The sequence below is a fragment of the Spirochaetota bacterium genome (genome assembly GCA_038043445.1).
Lineage (GTDB): Bacteria > Spirochaetota > Brachyspiria > Brachyspirales > JACRPF01 > JBBTBY01.
In genome coordinates, this window is the sequence record JBBTBY010000028.1 from 22,367 (window position 1) to 41,785 (window position 19,419).

Below are 19,419 nucleotides of genomic sequence, written 5' to 3' on the forward strand. Positions count from 1 at the left end.
ACATTAACGCCGAGCGGATCTCGTACGAGGAGAATTGACATGGGTACTATCGCAGAAACATCGGATGCAGGATTTGAAGCCGACGTGCTCAAGAGCAGCGTGCCTATCCTCGTCGATTTCTGGGCACCGTGGTGCGGTCCCTGCCGCATGCAGACGCCGATACTCGAGAAACTTGTCCCCCGGTATCAGGGGAAAATAACCTTTCTCAAGCTCAATACCGATGAGAATCAGGATACTGCCGTCAAGCTCGGCATAACGGGCATACCGACGATGATCATCTTCAAAGGCGGCCAGCCGGCGGAACGACTTGTCGGTCTGCGTACCGAAGCACAGCTCATACAGATCCTCGATGCTATGATCTGATCGATACACGACAGGAGGCCTTCATGTTCGTGCGAAATTGTGTGCTCGCGGCTCTGATCGTTCTTGCGCTCGGCTGCGGAAAAAAGGATGCCGTTGTCAGCGGCGGTGTCATGCCGGTCAGTGCGGCGGCGTTCGATGCCGACGTGCTGAAGAGCACCGCGCCTGTCCTCGTCGATTTCTGGGCGCCATGGTGCGGTCCCTGCCGCATGCAGGCACCGGTGATAGAGAAGCTCTCTCAGGACGATGCCTATAAAGGGAAAGTGAAATTCATCAAGTTCAATGTCGATGATGACAATAAGATCCCGTCATCGTACGGCATTACGGGAATACCGACGCTCATCATATTCAGGAACGGAAAACCGGTCGAGACGATGGTGGGCCTGCGCACGGAAGATCAGCTTAGGGCAGCGCTGAATAAGGTGCTATAAGAACAAGGGCTCATGAGCCCTTGTTCTCTGCCGTAGATGTCCTGTTCTATTTCCCCGCTTTTTTCTTCGCGTTCTCGACTATCGTCATGAAGCGCTTGCCGTACTCCACATAGATGCGGTACATCTCCGCTTCCGGCGACTGTATCGATGTGTCATGGAATACGAGCGCCATATGCGGTTCAATGGAAAATCCGCCGTCATAGCCGCGCTTCACCATGTCATCGATGATGCGAATGACATCGCCCTCGCCCTCGCCGGGGTATTTCCAGTCGACGTTCGCGTAGAAGCCGTTCGCCGGCATATCCTTGAACACACCGTCCTTGATATGCACATATTCGATGTGGTCGCGTACGGCGGAGTAGAATTCCCATGCGCTCTGCCGTTTATCGGCAAGACCGGCCTGCCTGTCGTATGCGGCGACGGGATTGCCCGTGTCGAATACGAGCTTGAACGCTTTTGACTTGATGTTCTCGATGAGCTTCAGCGTATGCGCCTGTGAAAGCCCGCCGTAATTCATGCAGTTCTCATGGAGATACATGACGCCCGCGTCCTCGCACATCTTCGACAGATGCGTCACCTTGCGGAATATTTCCTTTTCTATCTCGGGTGTCGGCGGGTAATTATCGAGGGCCATCTTGAAGCTCATGGCGCGTATGTACTTCGTGCCCAGGCGCTTCATGCGCGGCAGCGCACGCGTGAGCTCCTCGATGCTTTTCTGAAAATCCTCTTCCCTGTCGGGATACTTCGCCCAATTCGCCACGGCGCTCCCGAAACAGTTGATAGTGACCCCGGCGTCCTTGAGCTTGCCGGCGACCTCATCGAATTTCGCGTCGGTAATATCGGTCATATTAATGCCTTCAATGGCGCGGGATTCGATGTTCGTCCAGCCGAGCTCTTTCGTCGCCTTGATCTGAACGTCGATGGTCTTGCCAGCCTCGTCGGCGAATCCGGTAAAATACATCATGTGCTCCTTGAGTTATTGTGAATGAATTATAGCATTCCTCAGGGATTTTACTATAGACAAAGCCGCGAAATATATGGATAAATGCGTTTCAGAGGGCATTTCGCTTGACGTTTGCTCCCGGCTGCAATACAATCGGACCGGACATTGGTCGATGCGATAGTGAGCGAACAATAAACGTGAAGCAATGAAAAGAATATTCATCATACTTCTCCCGATCTGTCTTTCCGCATCGGACCTCGCCGTCATTGTCACCGAGGGCCGAATGCCGCTTGCCGACGTATCGGTGACCGTGCTTGAGACGGGACGGGAGATGTTCACCGATGAAAAGGGCAAGGCGGTGATGGCAACGCTCACCAACGGGACGTATACGGTGATAGCGTTCCTGTCAGGATACGGGCGTGAAGAGCGAATGGTCGCGATAGGAAGAACGAATGTCAGTATGGCGATAGCGCTCACCGCCGCGGTCACCAATGCCGCCGCGGAGATAATCGTTACCGGGAAACGCAATCAGGGGACGGTGACCGGCCAGTCGTCGATGAAAAAGGACGCGATGTTCCGCACCACGCAGATAGCGATGAACGATGCCGCAAGCGCGCTCCAGTCCCTCCCCGGCGTTGCATCGTCGGGCGGCACCTTCGACAGCCGCATGTTCATACAGGGCGGCGACCAGAGCGAATGGTTCTCGATGATGGACGGTATTTATATCCCCGTGCCGCAGCGTTTCGCGGGCCGCATATCGATGTTCAACCCCTCTGTCATCGATCGCGTCGATCTCTACACGGCGGGGTACCCCGCTTCGTTCGGACAGGGATTGTCGGGCATACTCGATGTGAGAACGGTCACCGGCGACCGTTCGAAATGGACGGGGTTCATCGATCTCGGCATCGCCGCGTTCGAGGCGAAGTTAGAAGGGCCGATAAACAGCAATCTCACGGTATTTTTTGACATACGCCGCACGTACTACGACTTCGTGGCGCCGATATTCATAAAGGAAGAATGGCGCGAGAACACGCAGTTCCCGTATCTCCTCGACGGGCTGTGCAAGCTTTCCTGGTTCATTACCGAAGAGGACATCCTGGCGCTGAGCCTCTACGGCTCATCGGAGGGGATGGATTGGAACATGGCGATAACCTTTGACGGGCTGGTGACATCGTCCCTGCCTCCCGGTGCGGCGGGCATCGATCATTACGCGGTCTTGAACGGCATCGTGGAGCTGCGCTACGAACACCGTTTCGGCGAGAACGATTATGCGGAGGTGTTCGGCGCCGTCATGCCGCGTGCATCCACCGCATGGCGTACGAGCGACGGCCTTTCGTCGACGTTCAGCAATACGGACAATGAGATGTTCTATGAGGCGGGTGCGAACTGTTATATCAATTCGCTTACGGGGCATAAGATAGCCTTCGGCGGCATCTATGTGCCCCTCGTTGCGAGCGCGTGGTATCGCAACGATTATTATGCGACGAATGCGAGCGGGAAATATATACCGTACAGCAATTACAGCCGCGGCTATCCGGATATCGTTGCCCACTATGCCGGCGCCTATGTCATGGACGACTGGTCCATTGTCCCGTCGCTTATTTTTCAGGCAGGCGTGCGGGGGGAGTATTTCTTCTATACGCCGGAGTATCAGATAAACCCGCGCGGCGGCATCAAATGGGAAATGACGAAGGACGTGTCGCTTTTCGCCCGCGGCGGGGCCTATTCGATGTTCCCGCTCAACTGGAATTACATCAATACCAATACGGGCAATCCCGCGCTCTACAGCCAGAAGGCCGTGCATGCGATAGGGGGCATCGAATTCGGCAATGCGCAATATGCCGCCAAGGCGGAGGCGTTCCATAAGCGGTACACCGATGTCGTCGAGCGCGATCAATCGAACCGTTACCGCAACAGCGGGGATCGTACCGTCTACGGCGCCGACGCATACTTCCAGAAAAAAGAGGAGAAGAACGGCTGGGTGAACGGGTGGGTGTCGTACACCTATGTGCATGGGCTTGAGAGCATTCGCGGACTTGCGGTGCCGCTGCAGCCGAGCAATGTATGTTTCATCCCGCCGTATCTTCGAGAACATACGGTAGCCGCCATTCTCGAGCTCACCTATCGTGCGAACGATGCGACGCCGTATCTCAACTGGCTCAACGGCGTGAAATTATCGTTCGATTTCCGGCTCACCAGCGGCAAACCCTATACGCCCGGCATCGGGGTGCTCACGAACACGGGACCCGGGTACACGAACTATTCAGTCATCTACGGCGCGTACAACAGCATGGTGTCGCCGCTCGTGCACAATCTCGATATCAAGCTTACCATACCGATATCTCTTTTCACGCTCATCGATCTCTTCAATGTGGAGACGACGAGCGCAACGTACATTTCCTTCGTCAATGTTTATGCGATGCGCAATGTGCTCGATTATTCGTTCCGCATAAGCGCGTCAAAATCGCTCGAACAGCGCGAGATCCTTGATTTCCCTTTTCTCGCGACATTCGGCATGCGGATTGATTTTTAACGGTATATCCCATATACTCTACGCCTCATGAGAAGGCTCCCGACAAAAATACTGCTCCTTGTTTCATGCGCGTTTTTCGCCGCAGGCGTGTATATGCTGAGCGATTCCATAGTCCGGCGCTCGCAGCGCGCGGCGGAACATATCGATGCGATCTTTGACCGACGTGCCATTATCCCGGCGGTAACATCGTTATCACTCGCCATGCTCGCGTTCATGGCCGGCATGGGGATACTGCGTGCCGACGGTTCAGCGATGATACAAAGGACGCGCCGATGACCGATGCCGCTCTTGAGCTCAGGAAGCTCCCCTCCGCATCGCTCAGGAAGATATTCTCTGCATGGCATGCGCCGTTCGGCAATTTCAAGGAATTGGCGAAGCGCTTCTCCGACCCCGCCATTGTGCTCACGCAGATAGCGGCCCTTTCGGAGCGTCAGCGGCGCATCATCGTGCTCCTTTCGTTCGAACACGCCGAGGTCGATGCCGGGTCCCTCGTTTCCAAACTGCATGAAGCCGTTAAGCGCGAGGTCGACGCCTTTCACGATATTCAATGTCTCGCCGAACTCGGTTTTGTCTATCTCAGGCGTAAACGGGGGCGGCTCAATCAGGTCGAAGACAAGGTATTCCTGTTCCCGCCGCTCAAAGGCATCGTGCATGCCGCGGTGCTCCGCGATGTGACCGATGCGAGTCCCGGCACGGGCGAATACGACAAGGTGGCGCTGAAAAAGCACGAGCGCGCCGTGCGAACGCTGTATGAGGCCGGCGGATCGCTCACCTGCCGTTTTGCGGACTCGATATTCACGCTGCCCATGATAGCCGAACTCGCTCATGCGCGCATACTCTCGCTCTATCTCGTCAATGACCCGGTCATGCTTGCGGCCGTGCTCTCCCCGTCGGTGCGTGCCGATATCGAACGGCGCAATAAACGCGACGCATCGCGCCTTGAATTCGAATACAACCATTACGGTCTCGTGAACGATATCGAGTCCTTTCTCTACGCCCTCGAATCGCATCGCATACGCAAGCTCAAGAACGGCGCGTATGATCTCTCGATCATCGAGAAGAACGGCATGTCGCTCGTGACCCCCGGCATATCGGTCGCCGAGATCGCGGGCATGGCTGCATCGCTTTTTCTCGCAAAAGAGAACGGCGACGGCGATCTTATCATCTCCGCTGAGTATGCGAATTGGCGGACGGAGCGCCCCGAATGGAAGATGGAACGGGTACGCTCGCTCTACCGGGAAAAAATGCCCGAGCTTGCCGATGTGAAGGCCATTATCAGCGCCGAGCCGATGACGCTCGCGACACTTGCTGCCGAGCTCAACCGGCGCGTACCCCGCTATTCGGCGCCCGAGGTCCTGCGCATCGTACGCACGCTCTTCGTACTCGGTGAATGCGAGGCGGGCGGGGTATCCGGCGCCCATATCGATTCCGTACGTACCCATGAGATATCATCAGGCGGGAAATGCCTTGTCAGCAACAGCTTCGAAGCGGTGGTGATGATGCCCGCGGCTTTCGACAGCGAGTTCATGTATCTGCTCATGTCGTTCGCGGTGCGTACCGAGCGTGCGCAGGTGCACACCTTCGTATTCACCGAGGAAAGCGTTCTGAAGGGCAAGCACCTTCTCGCCGGCGAGAGCGATCCGCTCGGTCATTTCCTCGAGCTCTTGAAGAACGCGCATGCCGCAGGGAAACCGCTTTCCAGGAACGTCGAACTCTCGCTCAGGCGATGGTACGATCGTTCCCCGGAGATAACGGTGCATATGCATGCGGTGCTTCTTGAGGCGGACAGCCCCACACGGCTCGCCGAGCTTGCGGTGAGCGCGAAAAAAGAGGGGCTGCATCTTGAGCGTATCGCCGAGCGTCATGCCCGCATCGTCTCGCCGGACGCGCACCCGCGGAAGATCACGCGGTTCCTGCGTAAAGAGAAGATGATAGCACGCATCATCGATTGACATGAATAGGCATTCTGCCATCGAGAACAGCGGGTTGCAACCCGCTGCGCATGATCCCTTGTTCCGAACGTGATCATTCGTAGATCGTTTTACGGGACCGTTGTGCTTGGACTTCGCGGCACCGGGGCGTTCTCTTCTTCCCGGCGTGCGATCTCTTCTGCATTCGGATATACGATGCGTCCGTGCAGGGACGACATTATCTCGTTCACGAACGTATCCTCGATATGAGCGAGGTCCTTGAGCGTAAGCCCGCTTTCGTCGAGTTCCTTATCCCGTATCTTGTCATTGATGATGGCGCGCACGAGTTCCAATATCTTCTCGCCGGTGGGGTTGGGTATCGTCCGCGAGGCGGCTTCCACCGAATCGGCTATCATGAGCACCGCCGATTCGCGTGTCTGCGGTTTTGGACCCGCATATTGATAGAAGTCCTTGTCGATGGTCCCGCCGTGCTTGAGCGCCTGATTATAGAAATATTTTATGAGCGATGTGCCGTGATGCTCCTTTATGAAATCGATTATCTTCTCCGGCAGGTCGTTCGCCTTCGCGAGCTCCACGCCGATGCGCACATGCGATTTTATTATCGTCGCCGAGAGCGAGGGCTTGATGTTCCGGTGCCGGTTCTCCCGCGGCGTCACGTTCTCGATGAAGTAGACCGGGTTCTCCATCTTGCCGATGTCATGATAATACGCCCCCACGCGCGCGAGGAGCGAATTCGCGTGTATGCGTTCACAGGCGGCCTCGACCATGCTGCTTAAGGTGAACGAATGATGGTAGGTCCCGGGCGCGGTGATCTGGAGCTGCCGAAGGAGCGGCGCGTTCAGATCGGAGAGCTCGAGGAGGCGGAACACGGTGGCCGTGCCGAGCATATGCTCAAGCCCCGAGAGGAGCCCTGCCGCGATGATGCCCTGCGCAATGCCGATGATGACAGCGATCACCGCTTCCGCCGCTGTCACCGCAAGCGTGACCTCGTTGCGAAGACCGTCGATGACGCATCCTGCCGCAAGGATGAGACCGACGGCGAGCCCGCCGGTGAGTATCTCGTTGCGTTTGGTGAGGTTCTCCGTTATGAGTATCGCCGCGACCGAAGCGCAGAGGAGGATGAACAGATCGAAGACCGTTCCGTAGGTGACGGCCACCGCGAGGAATGAACCGATGAACGCCATGAAGAACGCCGGGCGCTTGCCGAGTATGAGCACGTTCATGACGCTGAAAAGCGGCACCCAGGCGATGAGATACATCGGCACGGAGACCGCTTCCCTCGATACGAGCGTCGGCACGAACTGATAATGCATAAGATGCGCACTGATCGCGATGACCAGATATTCCACTGCAAGGAGCGTGAATTCCTTCACATCGGTAAGTATCGAGGATACGTAGCGGGTGAGATAGAGCACCGCGAGGATGACGAAAATGGCGAGGAACGCGGAATCGAGAACGATAAGACGCAGATTGTAATAGGCAAGGTCCTTGGCGAGCGCCGAGAGGAGCGCTATCTTCTCCTCAGTGATGACATCACCCTTGGCCACGATGACATAGCCGCGTTTATAGACGTCCATGACCGGCTTCGTCTTCTCGAGCAGTTCCGTGAGCTTACGCTCCGTAAGAACGTCATCGTAGATGATGGTGGGCCTCAACAGGGAGGAGGACAGCTCGGCGAGCGCGGCGATCTTGTCGCTCGGGAGGAAATCGAACTGGGAGAGCACGATGGCGCGCATATCGCGGACGGTGTCCTCAAGGAAATTGATGGCATCGACATCGACCGTCGTCGTTGATATCTCCTTGTCCGTGTTCCGGTACAGGGTGATGCCGTTGCGCATCTTGAGTATCGTCGCATCGGCCAGGTTCGCACGCGCGATGACGCCGCGGTCATACAGCCGCGCGAGTATCGCGATCGTCTTTTCTTCATACCGGCTCGCCTTCGAGTAGAGAATGAGGTTCTTGAACGCCTCGAACCCGATGCGTATCTGCGTATCCGTCAGAAAGGTGCGATAGGATTCCGCGAGGGACTGCTCGCTCTTTTCCGCTTTTTCGAGCGCGGTGAAGACAGCCCGGACATTGCTCATGGACGCCTTCACGATGTGCGCGCGTACTTCGAACACGGGCCGGAAATTATTGATGATGAGCTCGCGGCGCTTTTCGGTCTCGCGCCTGTTCTCGAAGCGTATGGTCTTCGACGCGACGATGTTCTCCGGGGCGGTATCGCCCGGCTTGAAATTGGCCCGCGCGCCGGCATATCCGCGTGCGAGCAAGATGAGCGTGGCGAGGAAGAGCACGATCACAAGCGCGTATTTATAGTACCGTATCGGGTCGAAGCGGCGGTGTGTCGTGCGGCCGTTCTTCGCCATCTATGCTTTCCCCGATTCGTATGCAGCGAGCACGTCGCGCACCAATGGGTGTCGGACCACATCGCGGCGGTCGAATTCCTGCAGGGCGATGCCGCTGATGCCGGCAAGGATGGAGAGCGCATGCACGAGCCCCGACTGCGTGTTCTTCGGCAGATCGATCTGCGTGATGTCGCCGGTGATGACCATTTTCGAATTCTCGCCGAGCCTGCTTAAGAACATCTTCATCTGTGCAACCGTGGTGTTCTGCGCTTCATCGAGGATGATGAATGCGTTGGAGAGCGTTCTCCCGCGCATGTATGCGAGCGGGGCCACCTCGATGCGGTCCTCCTCGTCGTAGCGTTTTATCGCCTCGTACGGCAGCATGTGATTGAGCGCGTCGTAGAGCGGGCGCATGTAGGGGGATATTTTCGCTTCGAAATCGCCCGGGAGGAAGCCGAGACTTTCCCCCGCTTCTACCACCGGCCGCGTGAGTATGAGGCGCTCATAGCGTTCTGTGACGAGATAGAACACGCCGAGCGCCACCGCGAGATAACTTTTCCCGGTACCGGCCGGACCTGCAGTGAACGTGATATCGTGCGTTTCCATCTTTTCGATATATTCGGCCTGCGCGGGGTTCTTCGGTACGATATGGCGGCCGTTCCTGGGGATCTTTATCTTCTTTGACAAGGTCTTTCCGCCGGGGTAGGCGGGGTCTTCGAGCTTACGCTGTATCAGCTGCTCCACCTTGTATTCATCGAGAAGGACATCGCTCCGGGTGAGGGCGAGCAGTTCTTCGAGTATGCCGCGTGCGGAATGAACGCTCCCGGTCTCCCCGCGAAGCGTAAGCGTGGTGCCCTTGGCGAATATCTCAAGCCCGCAGAGCGCCTCGATGCGCTTGATGTGCGTGTCGTGACATCCGCATACGGCCGTGAACTGTGATGTCTCATCTATGGTGATCGATGCTGTCATTGGTACAAGTGCCTTCGGGCGCGGCCGGCGGCCATTCCCCGATGGCAAATTCTATCAGAACCGGGGGGCAAGTCAAGCGGTAAAACGACGGCAACTCGGCTCATGTTCGGCTATTATGCTCTATTTCAGGGATAAAGAGCGCAAATGCCGCAATAGCGGCGAGACGGCCGGTAAGCGGCTCGAACGATGCCCCCGCGGCGAGGAACAGCGCCGCCGCAAGAGCAGTCTGCATCCAAGGGGTCTTTTTCTTACGATCGAACAGCACATAGAGAACAGCGACCGACAGGATAATGACAATGGTTCCCGTTACCGGTGCAGGGAATACCTTTCCGATGCCGATGGCGTACGCGATACGGTCCGCCACGGCTTTCCCGTACGAACTCGCTATCGATGCTGCGGCAAGTGATGCGGTGATGAACACGGCAATGGCGAGGGGCGCGGTGTTGAGCCCGTTCCCCCGTACCTCAAGAACGATGCGCGCTGAAAAATAGATAATGGCCGCGGTATAGAAATACGCTGATGCATGCGAGAAATAGCGCGATACGGCGAAAAGGGAGCCGTGAGCACCGCTCATCATGACGAGGGTATGGATAGCGGCGGAGACGGCGGATGCACCTGCCATGATGATGAGCGCACGATACGTTTCATCATGCGTTCGCCGGAAAGCGGTGTAGACGCTTGCTGCCACGAATACGAGGTAGCACACGGCCAGCGCGCGTATCACGAAGGGGATGACGGGCGGGTACGCTCGCACGGATGCGAAGACGAATACGGCGATAAGGAATCCGGCGAGCGAAATACCCCTGACAATATCGGTTTTGGTCTTGCGCTGCGAGGAAAGTATATCGAAGGCAAGGAGGAATACGAAAATGCTGCCGGCGAGATAGGAAACCGCTCCGACCAATTCGCTGACGACGGGGACATAGAGGAGCGCCGACACCAGACGATTGAGAACGAGATCGAAGAGGAGCACCGCACAGAAGAGCCTGAGAAAAAAACCGCTCTTGAGCGGTATGAGCTCGAAAACCCTCACGCGATCAATACCGGTAATGGTCCGGCTTATACGGGCCGTCGACCGGCACGCCGATGTAGTCCGCCTGTTTCTGCGTAAGCCGCGTGAGCTTGACGCCGAGCTTTTCCAAATGCAGCCGCGCAACTTCCTCGTCGAGCCTTTTCGAGAGGCGATAGACACCCGGTTTGTACGTGTCCTTATTCTTCCAGAGATCGAGCTGCGCGAGCGTCTGGTTGGTGAACGAATTGGACATGACGAACGAGGGGTGACCCGTCGCACAGCCGAGATTGACAAGGCGCCCTTCGGCGAGGAGTATGATGCAGTGCCCGTCGGGGAAATAGAATTTATCGACCTGCGGCTTTATCGTAACGCGCTTGACGCCTTTTTCGTTCATGAGCTTTGAAACCTGTATCTCATTATCGAAATGCCCGATATTGCAGACGATCGCTTCGTCCTTCATCAGTTTCATGTGTTCGAGCGTGATGATGTCCGCGTTGCCGGTCGTCGTTACGAAGATGTCCGCTTCCTTGACGACGTCTTCGAGCGTTTTTACTTCGTAGCCCGCCATCGCCGCCTGCAGTGCGCATATCGGATCGATCTCGGATACGATGACGCGGGCGCCGAACGCGCGGAGCGACTGGGCGCTCCCTTTGCCCACATCGCCGAAACCGGCGACGAAGGCCACCTTGCCGGCCACCATCACATCGGTAGCTCGTTTTATGCCGTCACAGAGCGATTCGCGGCAGCCGTAGAGATTATCGAATTTCGATTTTGTGACCGAATCGTTCACATTGATCGACGGGACAAGAAGCTCGCCCTTCTCATGCATCTGATAGAGCCGATGGACGCCGGTAGTCGTCTCTTCGGAAACGCCGCGCCATGATTTGACGACCGTATGCCAATGCTTCGGGTCTTCCTTGAAAACGCGCTTGAGCACGGCATAGAGGGCTTCCTCTTCCTCGCTCTCAAGCTTCTTGTCGAGGAGCTTCGGGTCTTTCTCGATCTTGAAGCCGAGATGTATCATGAGCGTTGCATCACCGCCGTCGTCCACGATAAGTTCCGGCCCGAGGTTGTTCTCGAATGTAAGCGCGTTGTAGGTGAGCTCCCAGTATTCTTTGAGCGTTTCACCCTTCCACGCGAATATCTTCCTTCCTTTCTCAACAAGTGCGGCCGCGGCATGGTCCTGCGTCGAGAAGATATTGCAGCTTGCCCAGCGCACGTTCGCGCCGAGTTCGACAAGCGTGTCGATGAGCACGGCCGTTTGTATCGTCATATGGAGGGAGCCCGTGATGCGTACGCCGGAAAGCGGTTTTTCCCTGCCGTACTTCGCGCGCACCGACATGAGGCCGGGCATTTCCTTCTCGGCCATTTCTATCTCTTTATGCCCCCATTCGGCGAGGGTCAAGTCCTTTATCTTGTAATCGGTGCCTTCTTTCAATGATGTTTTCATGTTCACGATTTTCTCCTCGAATTCATAGCGCGTGATATACTATATGATTGAAGGTGAAAAGTCAATTGCGATCGGTTCTCAGTGTCATGGCGTGCAATTTTATCCATCGCCGGGTATATTTTGTGCATTGACAAAGCGCCGACGGGCATCTACACTGATGTCAGCAGCCTATGGAGTCATACTCATGTGGAAAAATATCATGGCGATAAGTACACTGGCGGTCGCGAGCCTCGTGGGATCGGTAACGATCGGTTTTGAGAAAGGCAAGGATGATACCTTCACGTTCCTCAATGATTCCTATGCTTCGATAATCGCCGATGGCGCGCTATCAGGTTCGGCCTCGCTTCGCATCGATACCCGCAAAAGCACGTCGGTGTGGAACCCGGGATTCGCGACCGCGCAGGGCCTCCTGAAAGCAGATACTGAATACGTGATATCGTTCACCTGCAGGATACTCGAGGCGGAGAAGGATGCATTCGTCCACGCGCTCATACGCCCGCTCGATACACCCAACGAAAAACTCGATGCCGAGCGACTCAATTTTACCGATATCGGCATTGTGAAGAAGCTGAAGATGAAATTCAGGACAAAGGACAATAATACCTACGCGCTTCAGATACACACCAGGAACAAGGTGCTGTGTCTTATCGACGACATCGTGATCACCGAAGGGACCGGCGAAACGTTCACCGGCATAACAGCCGGAAGTTCCTATACGAAACCGCTGTCGACAGCGACAGGGTCCGCGGACTTCACTATCGATATGCCCGCACGAGCGGAGAAGACCGTATCGGTCGCCGATTTCGGGGCATCGCCGGCATTGAGCGATAACCGCAGGCAGTTCGCGGACGCGATCGCGTTCTGCGCCTCCAATCGCATCGGCAGGCTTATCGTGCCCAGGGGCGTATATCGATTTACCGATAACAACCCGATACGCTTCGAGGGTCTGACCAATTTCGAATTCGACGCGCAGGGGTCGGAATTCATCTGGCGCAAGGAACGCGGCACGCTTGTGGAGATACATACATGCGAGCGCGTATTGTTCCGGAATTTTTTCATCGACTGGGATTGGGAGAAGGACCCTGTCGGAAGTATCGTCAAAGCGACCGCGGTCGATCTCAACGCCCCATCCATCGATCTTGAGTTCGTCGATCATACCCGTTTCCCGCGGCGCGACATGCGCATAGGCATCCTGGAGGCGCTCGATCCAGCGACGATGTCGGTTGGCTATGAGAACGGCTTTACTATCGGATTTGAATTCTATAAGGGACGCGCCGACACGCCCCCGGCAAAATACGAATGGCTCTCCGATAATTCGATACGCCTCTACGGAGTATCATCCGATCAGAAATACAAAATGACAGCATTTGTAAAACCGGGCGTCCTATTCCGTATCCGCCATTATGTCTATGATATGGTCGGTATCTCGATGGGGAATAATACGCATCTGACATTGTCGAATGTGACCGTGTACTCATGCCCGAGCCATGCATATCATTCGTTCGGCGAGCAGCATCATTGGCAATTCCTCAACACGCATATCATTCGCCGTCCGGGGACGAAGCGTCCGCTCACGTGTTCAGCAGACCATCATCACATTTCACAATCGCAGGGTTTTTTCAAAATGGATGGATGCGAATTCTCGCTCGGCGGCGACGACTGCCTCAATGTGCATGATACCACGGGGTTCGCGTTCAAGACCGGCGAGAGAACGCTAAAGACCAAGAATTACGATCCCGGATCGCTCCGTGTCGGTGATACGGTAGAACTGCGCAATGACGACTATTCGCCGACAGGACATATCACGAAACTTGCCGAAAAGAAGGGCGCCGGAGGGCGCAACGGAGTGTACGACCTCACGTTCGAGGATGCGCTGCCTGAGCAGAAAGGGACCGGTTTCATCCTGTTCAATAAACGCTACGGTTCGCGGAACATCATCATACGCAATTCCTATTTTCACGACAATAAAGCCCGCGGCCTCCTCATCCTGGCGAACGATGTGACCATAGAGCATAACCGGTTCTTCCATAATGAGATGGGGGCGATTAAGATAGAGACCGGATACACGTTCAATGTGTGGAGCGAGGGCTACGGCGCATCGAACATCGTCATACGCAACAATAAGTTCGAGAACGTGAACCCCATCGGCGCCTATGTGAACGAGAAACAGCCTGTCATCTACATGAGCGTGTATCTGAAGAGCGATCCGTCGGTAGAGAAGACGCTCTACCCGATACTGAACACCATCCTTGTGGAGAAGAACGAATTCATCAATAACCCCGGCGTCATCGCCTATGTCTGTTCGGCGGGGAATGTCGTTATCCGGGAGAATGTGATACGCAATACGGTGCCGCGGATCGAAATGCAGAAATATCGCGGCGCTGTCGGCGTTTCCCATGCGGGCGATGTGAAGATCATCAACAATACCTGGGTGCGTACGTCGCACGCGCCGAGACCGGGCGTGTTCACGGATGATGAGACGACGAGGGATATCGAGATCGAGGGGAACACCATTGTTGATAAATAGGGCATTGTACATCTGCACGCTCCTCATCATGGCAGCGGCCGTGTTCGCCGATGAGATACAGGTCATAGACGGCAAAGAATTCATCATCAGCAATGGCAACGCGTACAGACGGGAGAACGGGCACTGGCAATTGTTCGATCGCCTCTATGACCCCGATTTCTACCGCAAGAACTATATCGAACGCGGCGGAAAGGTGTTTCGCGCTGCGGACGGAAGGGAATGGGAGATGTCACGTTCATTCGCTGCTGATCTTGAGGGCGTGAACGACATTCGGGGGCTTATCGGTGAGAAATGCCGCTTTACCGAATTCACGCTGCAGTCGCCGAGAACGCCGACGGTCAAGGAATATGTCGCGTTGCGTGCACGAATCCTGAAAGGTGAAAGCGGCTTCCTTGACAATGCGATAACGCTTGAGACGAACATCGTCCACGGAGGGACGCGGTCGCTGAAATGCATGAGCGTGCCGGCGGGTTTCGGGATGGTCTGCGCCAAAACGTCGGTGAGTACCGAGTTCATTCACTTCCGAAAAGGCGACCATTGCTGGTATTCTGCGTGGTACTATATCGACGAGGGGATGCCGTTCACGATAGTCGATATCGAAAGTTCCTGGATAGCACAGTCTCCCGGCCCGCGCATAGCCATCGACGACAGGGGCGTGGCATATATCGAGCTCAAGTGGGCCGAGAAGCCGAAATACCGCCCGAAAGACAGCTCGGTCACCGTACCGCGCAAGCGCTGGTTCCACATCGAACTGCATCTGTTGTTTTCCGAGAAGGCCGATGGCATCATCGAGCTATGGCAGGACGGCAGAAAGACCGTAGACGCTGTCGGCAGAACGCTCCCGCTCGCCGATACGATAATGAACAGCCTTGAGATCGGCATCAGTGCGAATCTGCATGACCGCAAGACGGTTTTATATGTCGATGATGTGCGGATCTCTGAGCTGCGGTCCATGCATTGAACGGAAAAGGTAGAATGTACATGGGAAGACCAACTGAGGCGTCCGTTATCCTGCGTTCATCGAGCAATTGGTGGCAGATAATTGCGCGAAAAAAACCACGTAGCTCTCCGTTGTTCCCGCACGTGAAAGAGTTGTTCGACGGTATGAGGGGCTTGGAGATCGGCGGCCCAAGCGGTCTGTTCAATGAATATTACCCGATCTACCCGATCGCTGCCGCTGTTGATGGATGTAATTTTTCATCGCGAACGATGTGGGAAGGGAAGCTGCATGAGGGGGAGAATTTCAGCTACGGGGATAGGGTCGGTCATCAGTACATTCTCGACGCCGTTGATCTGAACACGATCCCGTCAGGGAGCTATGATTTCATTATATCATCGAATTGTCTTGAACATGTCGGTAATACGATCAAGGCTGTGGTCGAATGGCTTCGTGTGCTGAAATCGGGCGGCGCGATCCTGATAGCGGTGCCGAACAAGCGATACTATTTCGACCGCAAGCGTCCGGACACGACCATGGAGCATGTGCTCAATGATCACAACGCGGATATTGATGAGCATGACCTGACCCACCTGGAAGAGATCGTGCGCCTTCACGATTACCGCAAGGACAGATCGGCAGGGTCCCCGGATGATTTCCGAAGGCGGTCAATGAACAATTTCGAGAACCGGTGCCTTCATCATCACATATTCAGCATGTCGTTGCTCGAGCAGATAGCCGATCATTGCGGTATACGTGTCATTGCACTGGAGGAGCGGCTCGACCTCACGCTGATCGGACAGAAAAGATAAGTGCCGTAGTCCCTGTTGATCGGGACGTATCCCGCTTATCGTGTACCGCAGGACATTATCTCCCCGATATACATGCGGTGATAATCCTTCTTCGGATAATTCTTATCGATCGATGCATCGATGAAATTCCGCGGGTCGATGTCCTGGAAATATATCTTCCTGCAGTCGATGATAAGCCGCGCCTGCGAGAACGCCACGCCGGCAGTCGTTCCCACCGCGGTCAATCCAGTGACTTTTGCCTTGTCGATATCACGGCCGGACTTGGCGCCGCAGACATTGAGCGCTTCCCGGTATTGTTCCTCGAAGAACGAGAGCGTGAATGATCCGGCCCGCTCAAGGAAACCGTATGTGTGCCGCCCCGGGCGTACCACGCACCAGGCGATGTTCCTGTTCCAGAGCACGCCCAATCCGCCCCAGCTTGCCGTCATTGTGTTGTACGATGCTATCGTGCCTGCCGTGATGAGCATCCATTCCCTGCCGATCAGCGAAAACACATTGTCGATCGCTTCGGTCTTGATGTCGGTGAATCCGATCATAATGATGTCCTTGTTTGGGATGCGTCGCACCGGGGATTGTATATCACCGAGCATCTGGTTGCAACCATCTGTTCTCGATGGTCCGGGCATTCCCTTGTGTTGCATTAATCCGGAATGATGCTATAGTATACGCGTAACGTGTTGCGTCTTGTATCGATCTTACTGCCGGATCCGGCCTTCTTTGCAAAGTCCCAGCGCGTACCGAACCGGATGTATCAAATACCGCGGAAAACCGCAGAACAATATGTGCCGGAAAAAGATCAACGAGGCACACCATGCAATTCACTGACTTCAAGCTTGACGAGCGCTTATTACACGCCGTTCAGAAACTGGATTACAGCACCCCGACGCCCATTCAGGAGAAAGCGATACCGATATGCCTTGACGGGCATGACCTCATCGGCACCGCGGCTACCGGTACCGGCAAAACAGCCGCGTTCGTACTGCCGATACTCCACAGGCTTATCACCAACCATGCGGAGCACCGCTCTCCGCGCGTCCTTATCGTAACGCCGACGCGGGAGCTTGCCGAGCAGATACGCATGGTCGTGAAAGGGCTGTCGCACGGCACGCATATACGTTCTGCATCGGTCTACGGCGGCGTCGGTTTTGACGATCAGCGTCGCGCACTTACCAACGGTACGGAGATAATCGTCGCCTGTCCGGGACGGCTCCTCGACCATATGCAGCGCATGAAGGTCGATCTTACCCATGTGGAGACCGTCGTTCTTGATGAGGCCGATCGCATGCTCGATATGGGATTTCTCCCGGACATCAAACGCATACTCGATGCGCTCCCGCGCGAACGCCAGACGCTCCTTTTTTCGGCGACATTCGCGAAAGAGCTCATGGACCTCGTGCATCATTACCTTCGCCATCCAAAACGCATCTCGGTCGATACGGAAAAACCCGCCGAGACCGTCGATCATTGCTTTTATCCGGTGCGCCAGCATCTGAAGACACCGCTCCTCATATCGCTCCTTAAGACGACGGAGCATCGGTCCATATTGATATTCACCCGCACGAAACATCGCGCCAATCGATTGAAGGACAATCTCGAACGCGCGGGCTTTGCCGCCGGCGTGCTCCATTCCAATAAATCGCAGAATCAGCGGCGTCAGGCCATGGACGGATTTCGCAGCGGACGGCTTGCCATGCTCGTCGCCACCGATATCGTCGCGCGCGGCATCGACATTAATACGATATCGCATGTCGTTAATTATGATATCCCGGATACGGCGGTCAACTATATACACCGTATCGGTCGTACTGGGCGCGCAGCACGCGAGGGAGATGCGATAACGTTCATAACACCCGAGGACAATGCCGAGGTGCGTGAGATAGAGCGTCGTCTCGGCAAGCGCGTCGAGCGGCGGGAACTCCCCGGATTCAATTACAATGCTGAGCCGCCGCCCGCATCCGAGCGGATGTCGTACGGCACGGGGCATCAGCAGGGAAGACAGGGCCATAATGGCGGAGGACGCGGCGGACGTTCGGATTTTCCGCGCGGCGGACATGCCGGTAATAGAACACATACCGGCTCCGGGCATGGTCGTCCCCCCGCAGGTACGCACGCTCAGGGCGGGCATGATCGCCCCGCGCACGATGCACAGCCCAAAACGAATGATCACGGCGGGATCGGAACGCGCGGCCTTCACGGCGGATATGGCGGTCAAGGGCACCGGAAGCCGGGGAAACGCCCGCATGGCCGCAATCGGCGGTTTCGGTAGACATGTGTCCATGCCTGTTTTATGAGCGTATCTCATGATTCGGCTGAGATAGTGCGTTTCGCAAGGATATTGACATGTACTATTTGCATGATAGATTGACAGCATGAAGAAAAGGAACGATACGGAAAAGCTCCTGCTCATCCTGCCGGCCTTCAATGAGGGCAAGGCGCTGCCGCCGCTCCTCGCAGCCTGTGAGCGTACGCGGGAGATCATCCCGCATCTGATCGTTGTCGTCATCGATGACGGCAGTTCCGACGATACGGCTCATGTCGTGCGCTCGTTCCGCCGCCCTTGGTGCAGGCTCGTGCAGCACAGGAAGAACATGGGGCTTGCCGCGGGCATGCGCACCGGGATAGCCTATGCGGTCAAAACGTCGGGCAAGAACGATCTCATCGCCGTCATGGACGCGGATAATTCGCATCAGCCGGAGCAGCTTCCGCAGATGTGCGGGAAACTGCGTTCGGAAGTGTATGATGTGATCATCGCTTCACGATATCAGCCGGGTTCGAGGTCGGCAGGTATTCCGCCCCATCGCCAGCTCTTCAGCAATGTGATGAGCGTTGCGTTCCAGATGATCGCCCGCGTGCCCGGCGTACGGGACTATTCATGCGGGTTCAGGGTATATACTGCGGCGGTGCTGAAAAAAGCGCTCGACAAATACGGTACTATCGATGCGTTCATAACCGAAAAGGGCTTCGCCTGCATGACGGAGATACTGCTGAAACTGGCGCATCTGCCCGGCGTGCGTATCGGCGAATGGCCGATGGACCTTCGGTATGACAGAAAGCCCAGCGTTTCAAAGATGAACGTATGGAGCACCATTCGCGATCAGATAGCACTGGTCATGCGTCACCGCTGATGTCATGCCGCGCATAAGGGCATGGATCAGAGCACGAACGCGCT

16 protein-coding genes are annotated in these 19,419 nt (G+C 55.8%); 10 read left to right on the forward strand and 6 right to left on the reverse strand.

Features of this window, described 5'->3' with window-relative positions:
• Positions 1–39: 39 nt before the first annotated feature.
• On the forward strand, positions 40–363 hold the full coding sequence (gene trxA / locus AABZ39_04600) for a thioredoxin (GenBank protein ID MEK6794031.1): 324 nt from the start codon (positions 40–42) through the stop codon (positions 361–363).
• 23 nt (positions 364–386) lie between these two features.
• Positions 387–791, forward strand: coding sequence for a thioredoxin (trxA, locus tag AABZ39_04605; GenBank protein ID MEK6794032.1), 405 nt, complete (start codon positions 387–389; stop codon positions 789–791).
• A 46-nt stretch (positions 792–837) separates the two neighbouring features.
• Here trxA (AABZ39_04605) and AABZ39_04610 read toward each other — a convergent pair whose 3' ends face one another.
• Complete coding sequence (locus AABZ39_04610; protein MEK6794033.1) at positions 838–1,755, reverse strand: sugar phosphate isomerase/epimerase family protein; 918 nt, start codon at positions 1,753–1,755, stop codon at positions 838–840.
• 184 nt (positions 1,756–1,939) lie between these two features.
• On the opposite strand from AABZ39_04610, the gene AABZ39_04615 reads away from it, so the two are divergent.
• Genes AABZ39_04615 through AABZ39_04625 form a run of 3 tightly spaced genes read left to right on the forward strand, consistent with a single transcriptional unit; the run spans position 1,940 to position 6,219 of the window.
• Positions 1,940–4,267, forward strand: coding sequence for a TonB-dependent receptor (locus tag AABZ39_04615; GenBank protein MEK6794034.1), 2,328 nt, complete (start codon positions 1,940–1,942; stop codon positions 4,265–4,267).
• A 27-nt stretch (positions 4,268–4,294) separates the two neighbouring features.
• Positions 4,295–4,543 (forward strand): hypothetical protein, encoded by a 249-nt coding sequence (locus AABZ39_04620; protein MEK6794035.1) that lies wholly within the window; start codon positions 4,295–4,297, stop codon positions 4,541–4,543.
• Positions 4,540–6,219, forward strand: a complete 1,680-nt coding sequence (locus AABZ39_04625) for a hypothetical protein (GenBank protein ID MEK6794036.1) — start codon at positions 4,540–4,542, stop codon at positions 6,217–6,219. The genes AABZ39_04620 and AABZ39_04625 overlap by 4 nt, the downstream gene beginning before the upstream one ends.
• 89 nt (positions 6,220–6,308) lie before the next feature.
• Here AABZ39_04625 and AABZ39_04630 read toward each other — a convergent pair whose 3' ends face one another.
• The 4 genes from AABZ39_04630 to ahcY all read right to left on the reverse strand — a co-directional run bounded on the left by AABZ39_04630 (position 6,309) and on the right by ahcY (position 11,974).
• A complete protein-coding gene (locus AABZ39_04630; GenBank protein ID MEK6794037.1) occupies positions 6,309–8,564 on the reverse strand; it encodes an HDIG domain-containing metalloprotein in 2,256 nt (751 codons plus the stop codon).
• Complete coding sequence (locus AABZ39_04635; GenBank protein ID MEK6794038.1) at positions 8,565–9,512, reverse strand: PhoH family protein; 948 nt, start codon at positions 9,510–9,512, stop codon at positions 8,565–8,567.
• A 100-nt stretch (positions 9,513–9,612) separates the two neighbouring features.
• Positions 9,613–10,545, reverse strand: coding sequence for a hypothetical protein (locus AABZ39_04640; protein ID MEK6794039.1), 933 nt, complete (start codon positions 10,543–10,545; stop codon positions 9,613–9,615).
• A gap of 4 nt (positions 10,546–10,549) precedes the next feature.
• On the reverse strand, positions 10,550–11,974 hold the full coding sequence (ahcY, locus tag AABZ39_04645) for an adenosylhomocysteinase (GenBank protein ID MEK6794040.1): 1,425 nt from the start codon (positions 11,972–11,974) through the stop codon (positions 10,550–10,552).
• A 184-nt stretch (positions 11,975–12,158) separates the two neighbouring features.
• Here ahcY and AABZ39_04650 point away from each other — a divergent pair, with 184 nt between their 5' ends.
• The 3 genes from AABZ39_04650 to AABZ39_04660 are packed head-to-tail and all read left to right on the forward strand — an operon-like array spanning position 12,159 to position 16,250.
• Complete coding sequence (locus tag AABZ39_04650; protein MEK6794041.1) at positions 12,159–14,501, forward strand: right-handed parallel beta-helix repeat-containing protein; 2,343 nt, start codon at positions 12,159–12,161, stop codon at positions 14,499–14,501.
• On the forward strand, positions 14,488–15,462 hold the full coding sequence (locus AABZ39_04655) for a heparin lyase I family protein (protein MEK6794042.1): 975 nt from the start codon (positions 14,488–14,490) through the stop codon (positions 15,460–15,462). The genes AABZ39_04650 and AABZ39_04655 overlap by 14 nt, the downstream gene beginning before the upstream one ends.
• Before the next feature lie 20 nt (positions 15,463–15,482).
• Complete coding sequence (locus AABZ39_04660; protein ID MEK6794043.1) at positions 15,483–16,250, forward strand: methyltransferase domain-containing protein; 768 nt, start codon at positions 15,483–15,485, stop codon at positions 16,248–16,250.
• A 35-nt stretch (positions 16,251–16,285) separates the two neighbouring features.
• Here the strand turns inward: AABZ39_04660 and AABZ39_04665 are convergent, their stop codons facing one another.
• Entirely contained in the window at positions 16,286–16,786 is a 501-nt protein-coding gene (locus tag AABZ39_04665; GenBank protein MEK6794044.1) for a flavin reductase, read from the reverse strand.
• Between the two features lie 275 nt (positions 16,787–17,061).
• Between AABZ39_04665 and AABZ39_04670 the strand changes: the two genes are divergently transcribed.
• Positions 17,062–18,516, forward strand: a complete 1,455-nt coding sequence (locus tag AABZ39_04670; GenBank protein MEK6794045.1) for a DEAD/DEAH box helicase — start codon at positions 17,062–17,064, stop codon at positions 18,514–18,516.
• A gap of 103 nt (positions 18,517–18,619) precedes the next feature.
• A complete protein-coding gene (locus AABZ39_04675) occupies positions 18,620–19,375 on the forward strand; it encodes a glycosyltransferase family 2 protein (protein ID MEK6794046.1) in 756 nt (251 codons plus the stop codon).
• Positions 19,376–19,419: the final 44 nt, after the last annotated feature.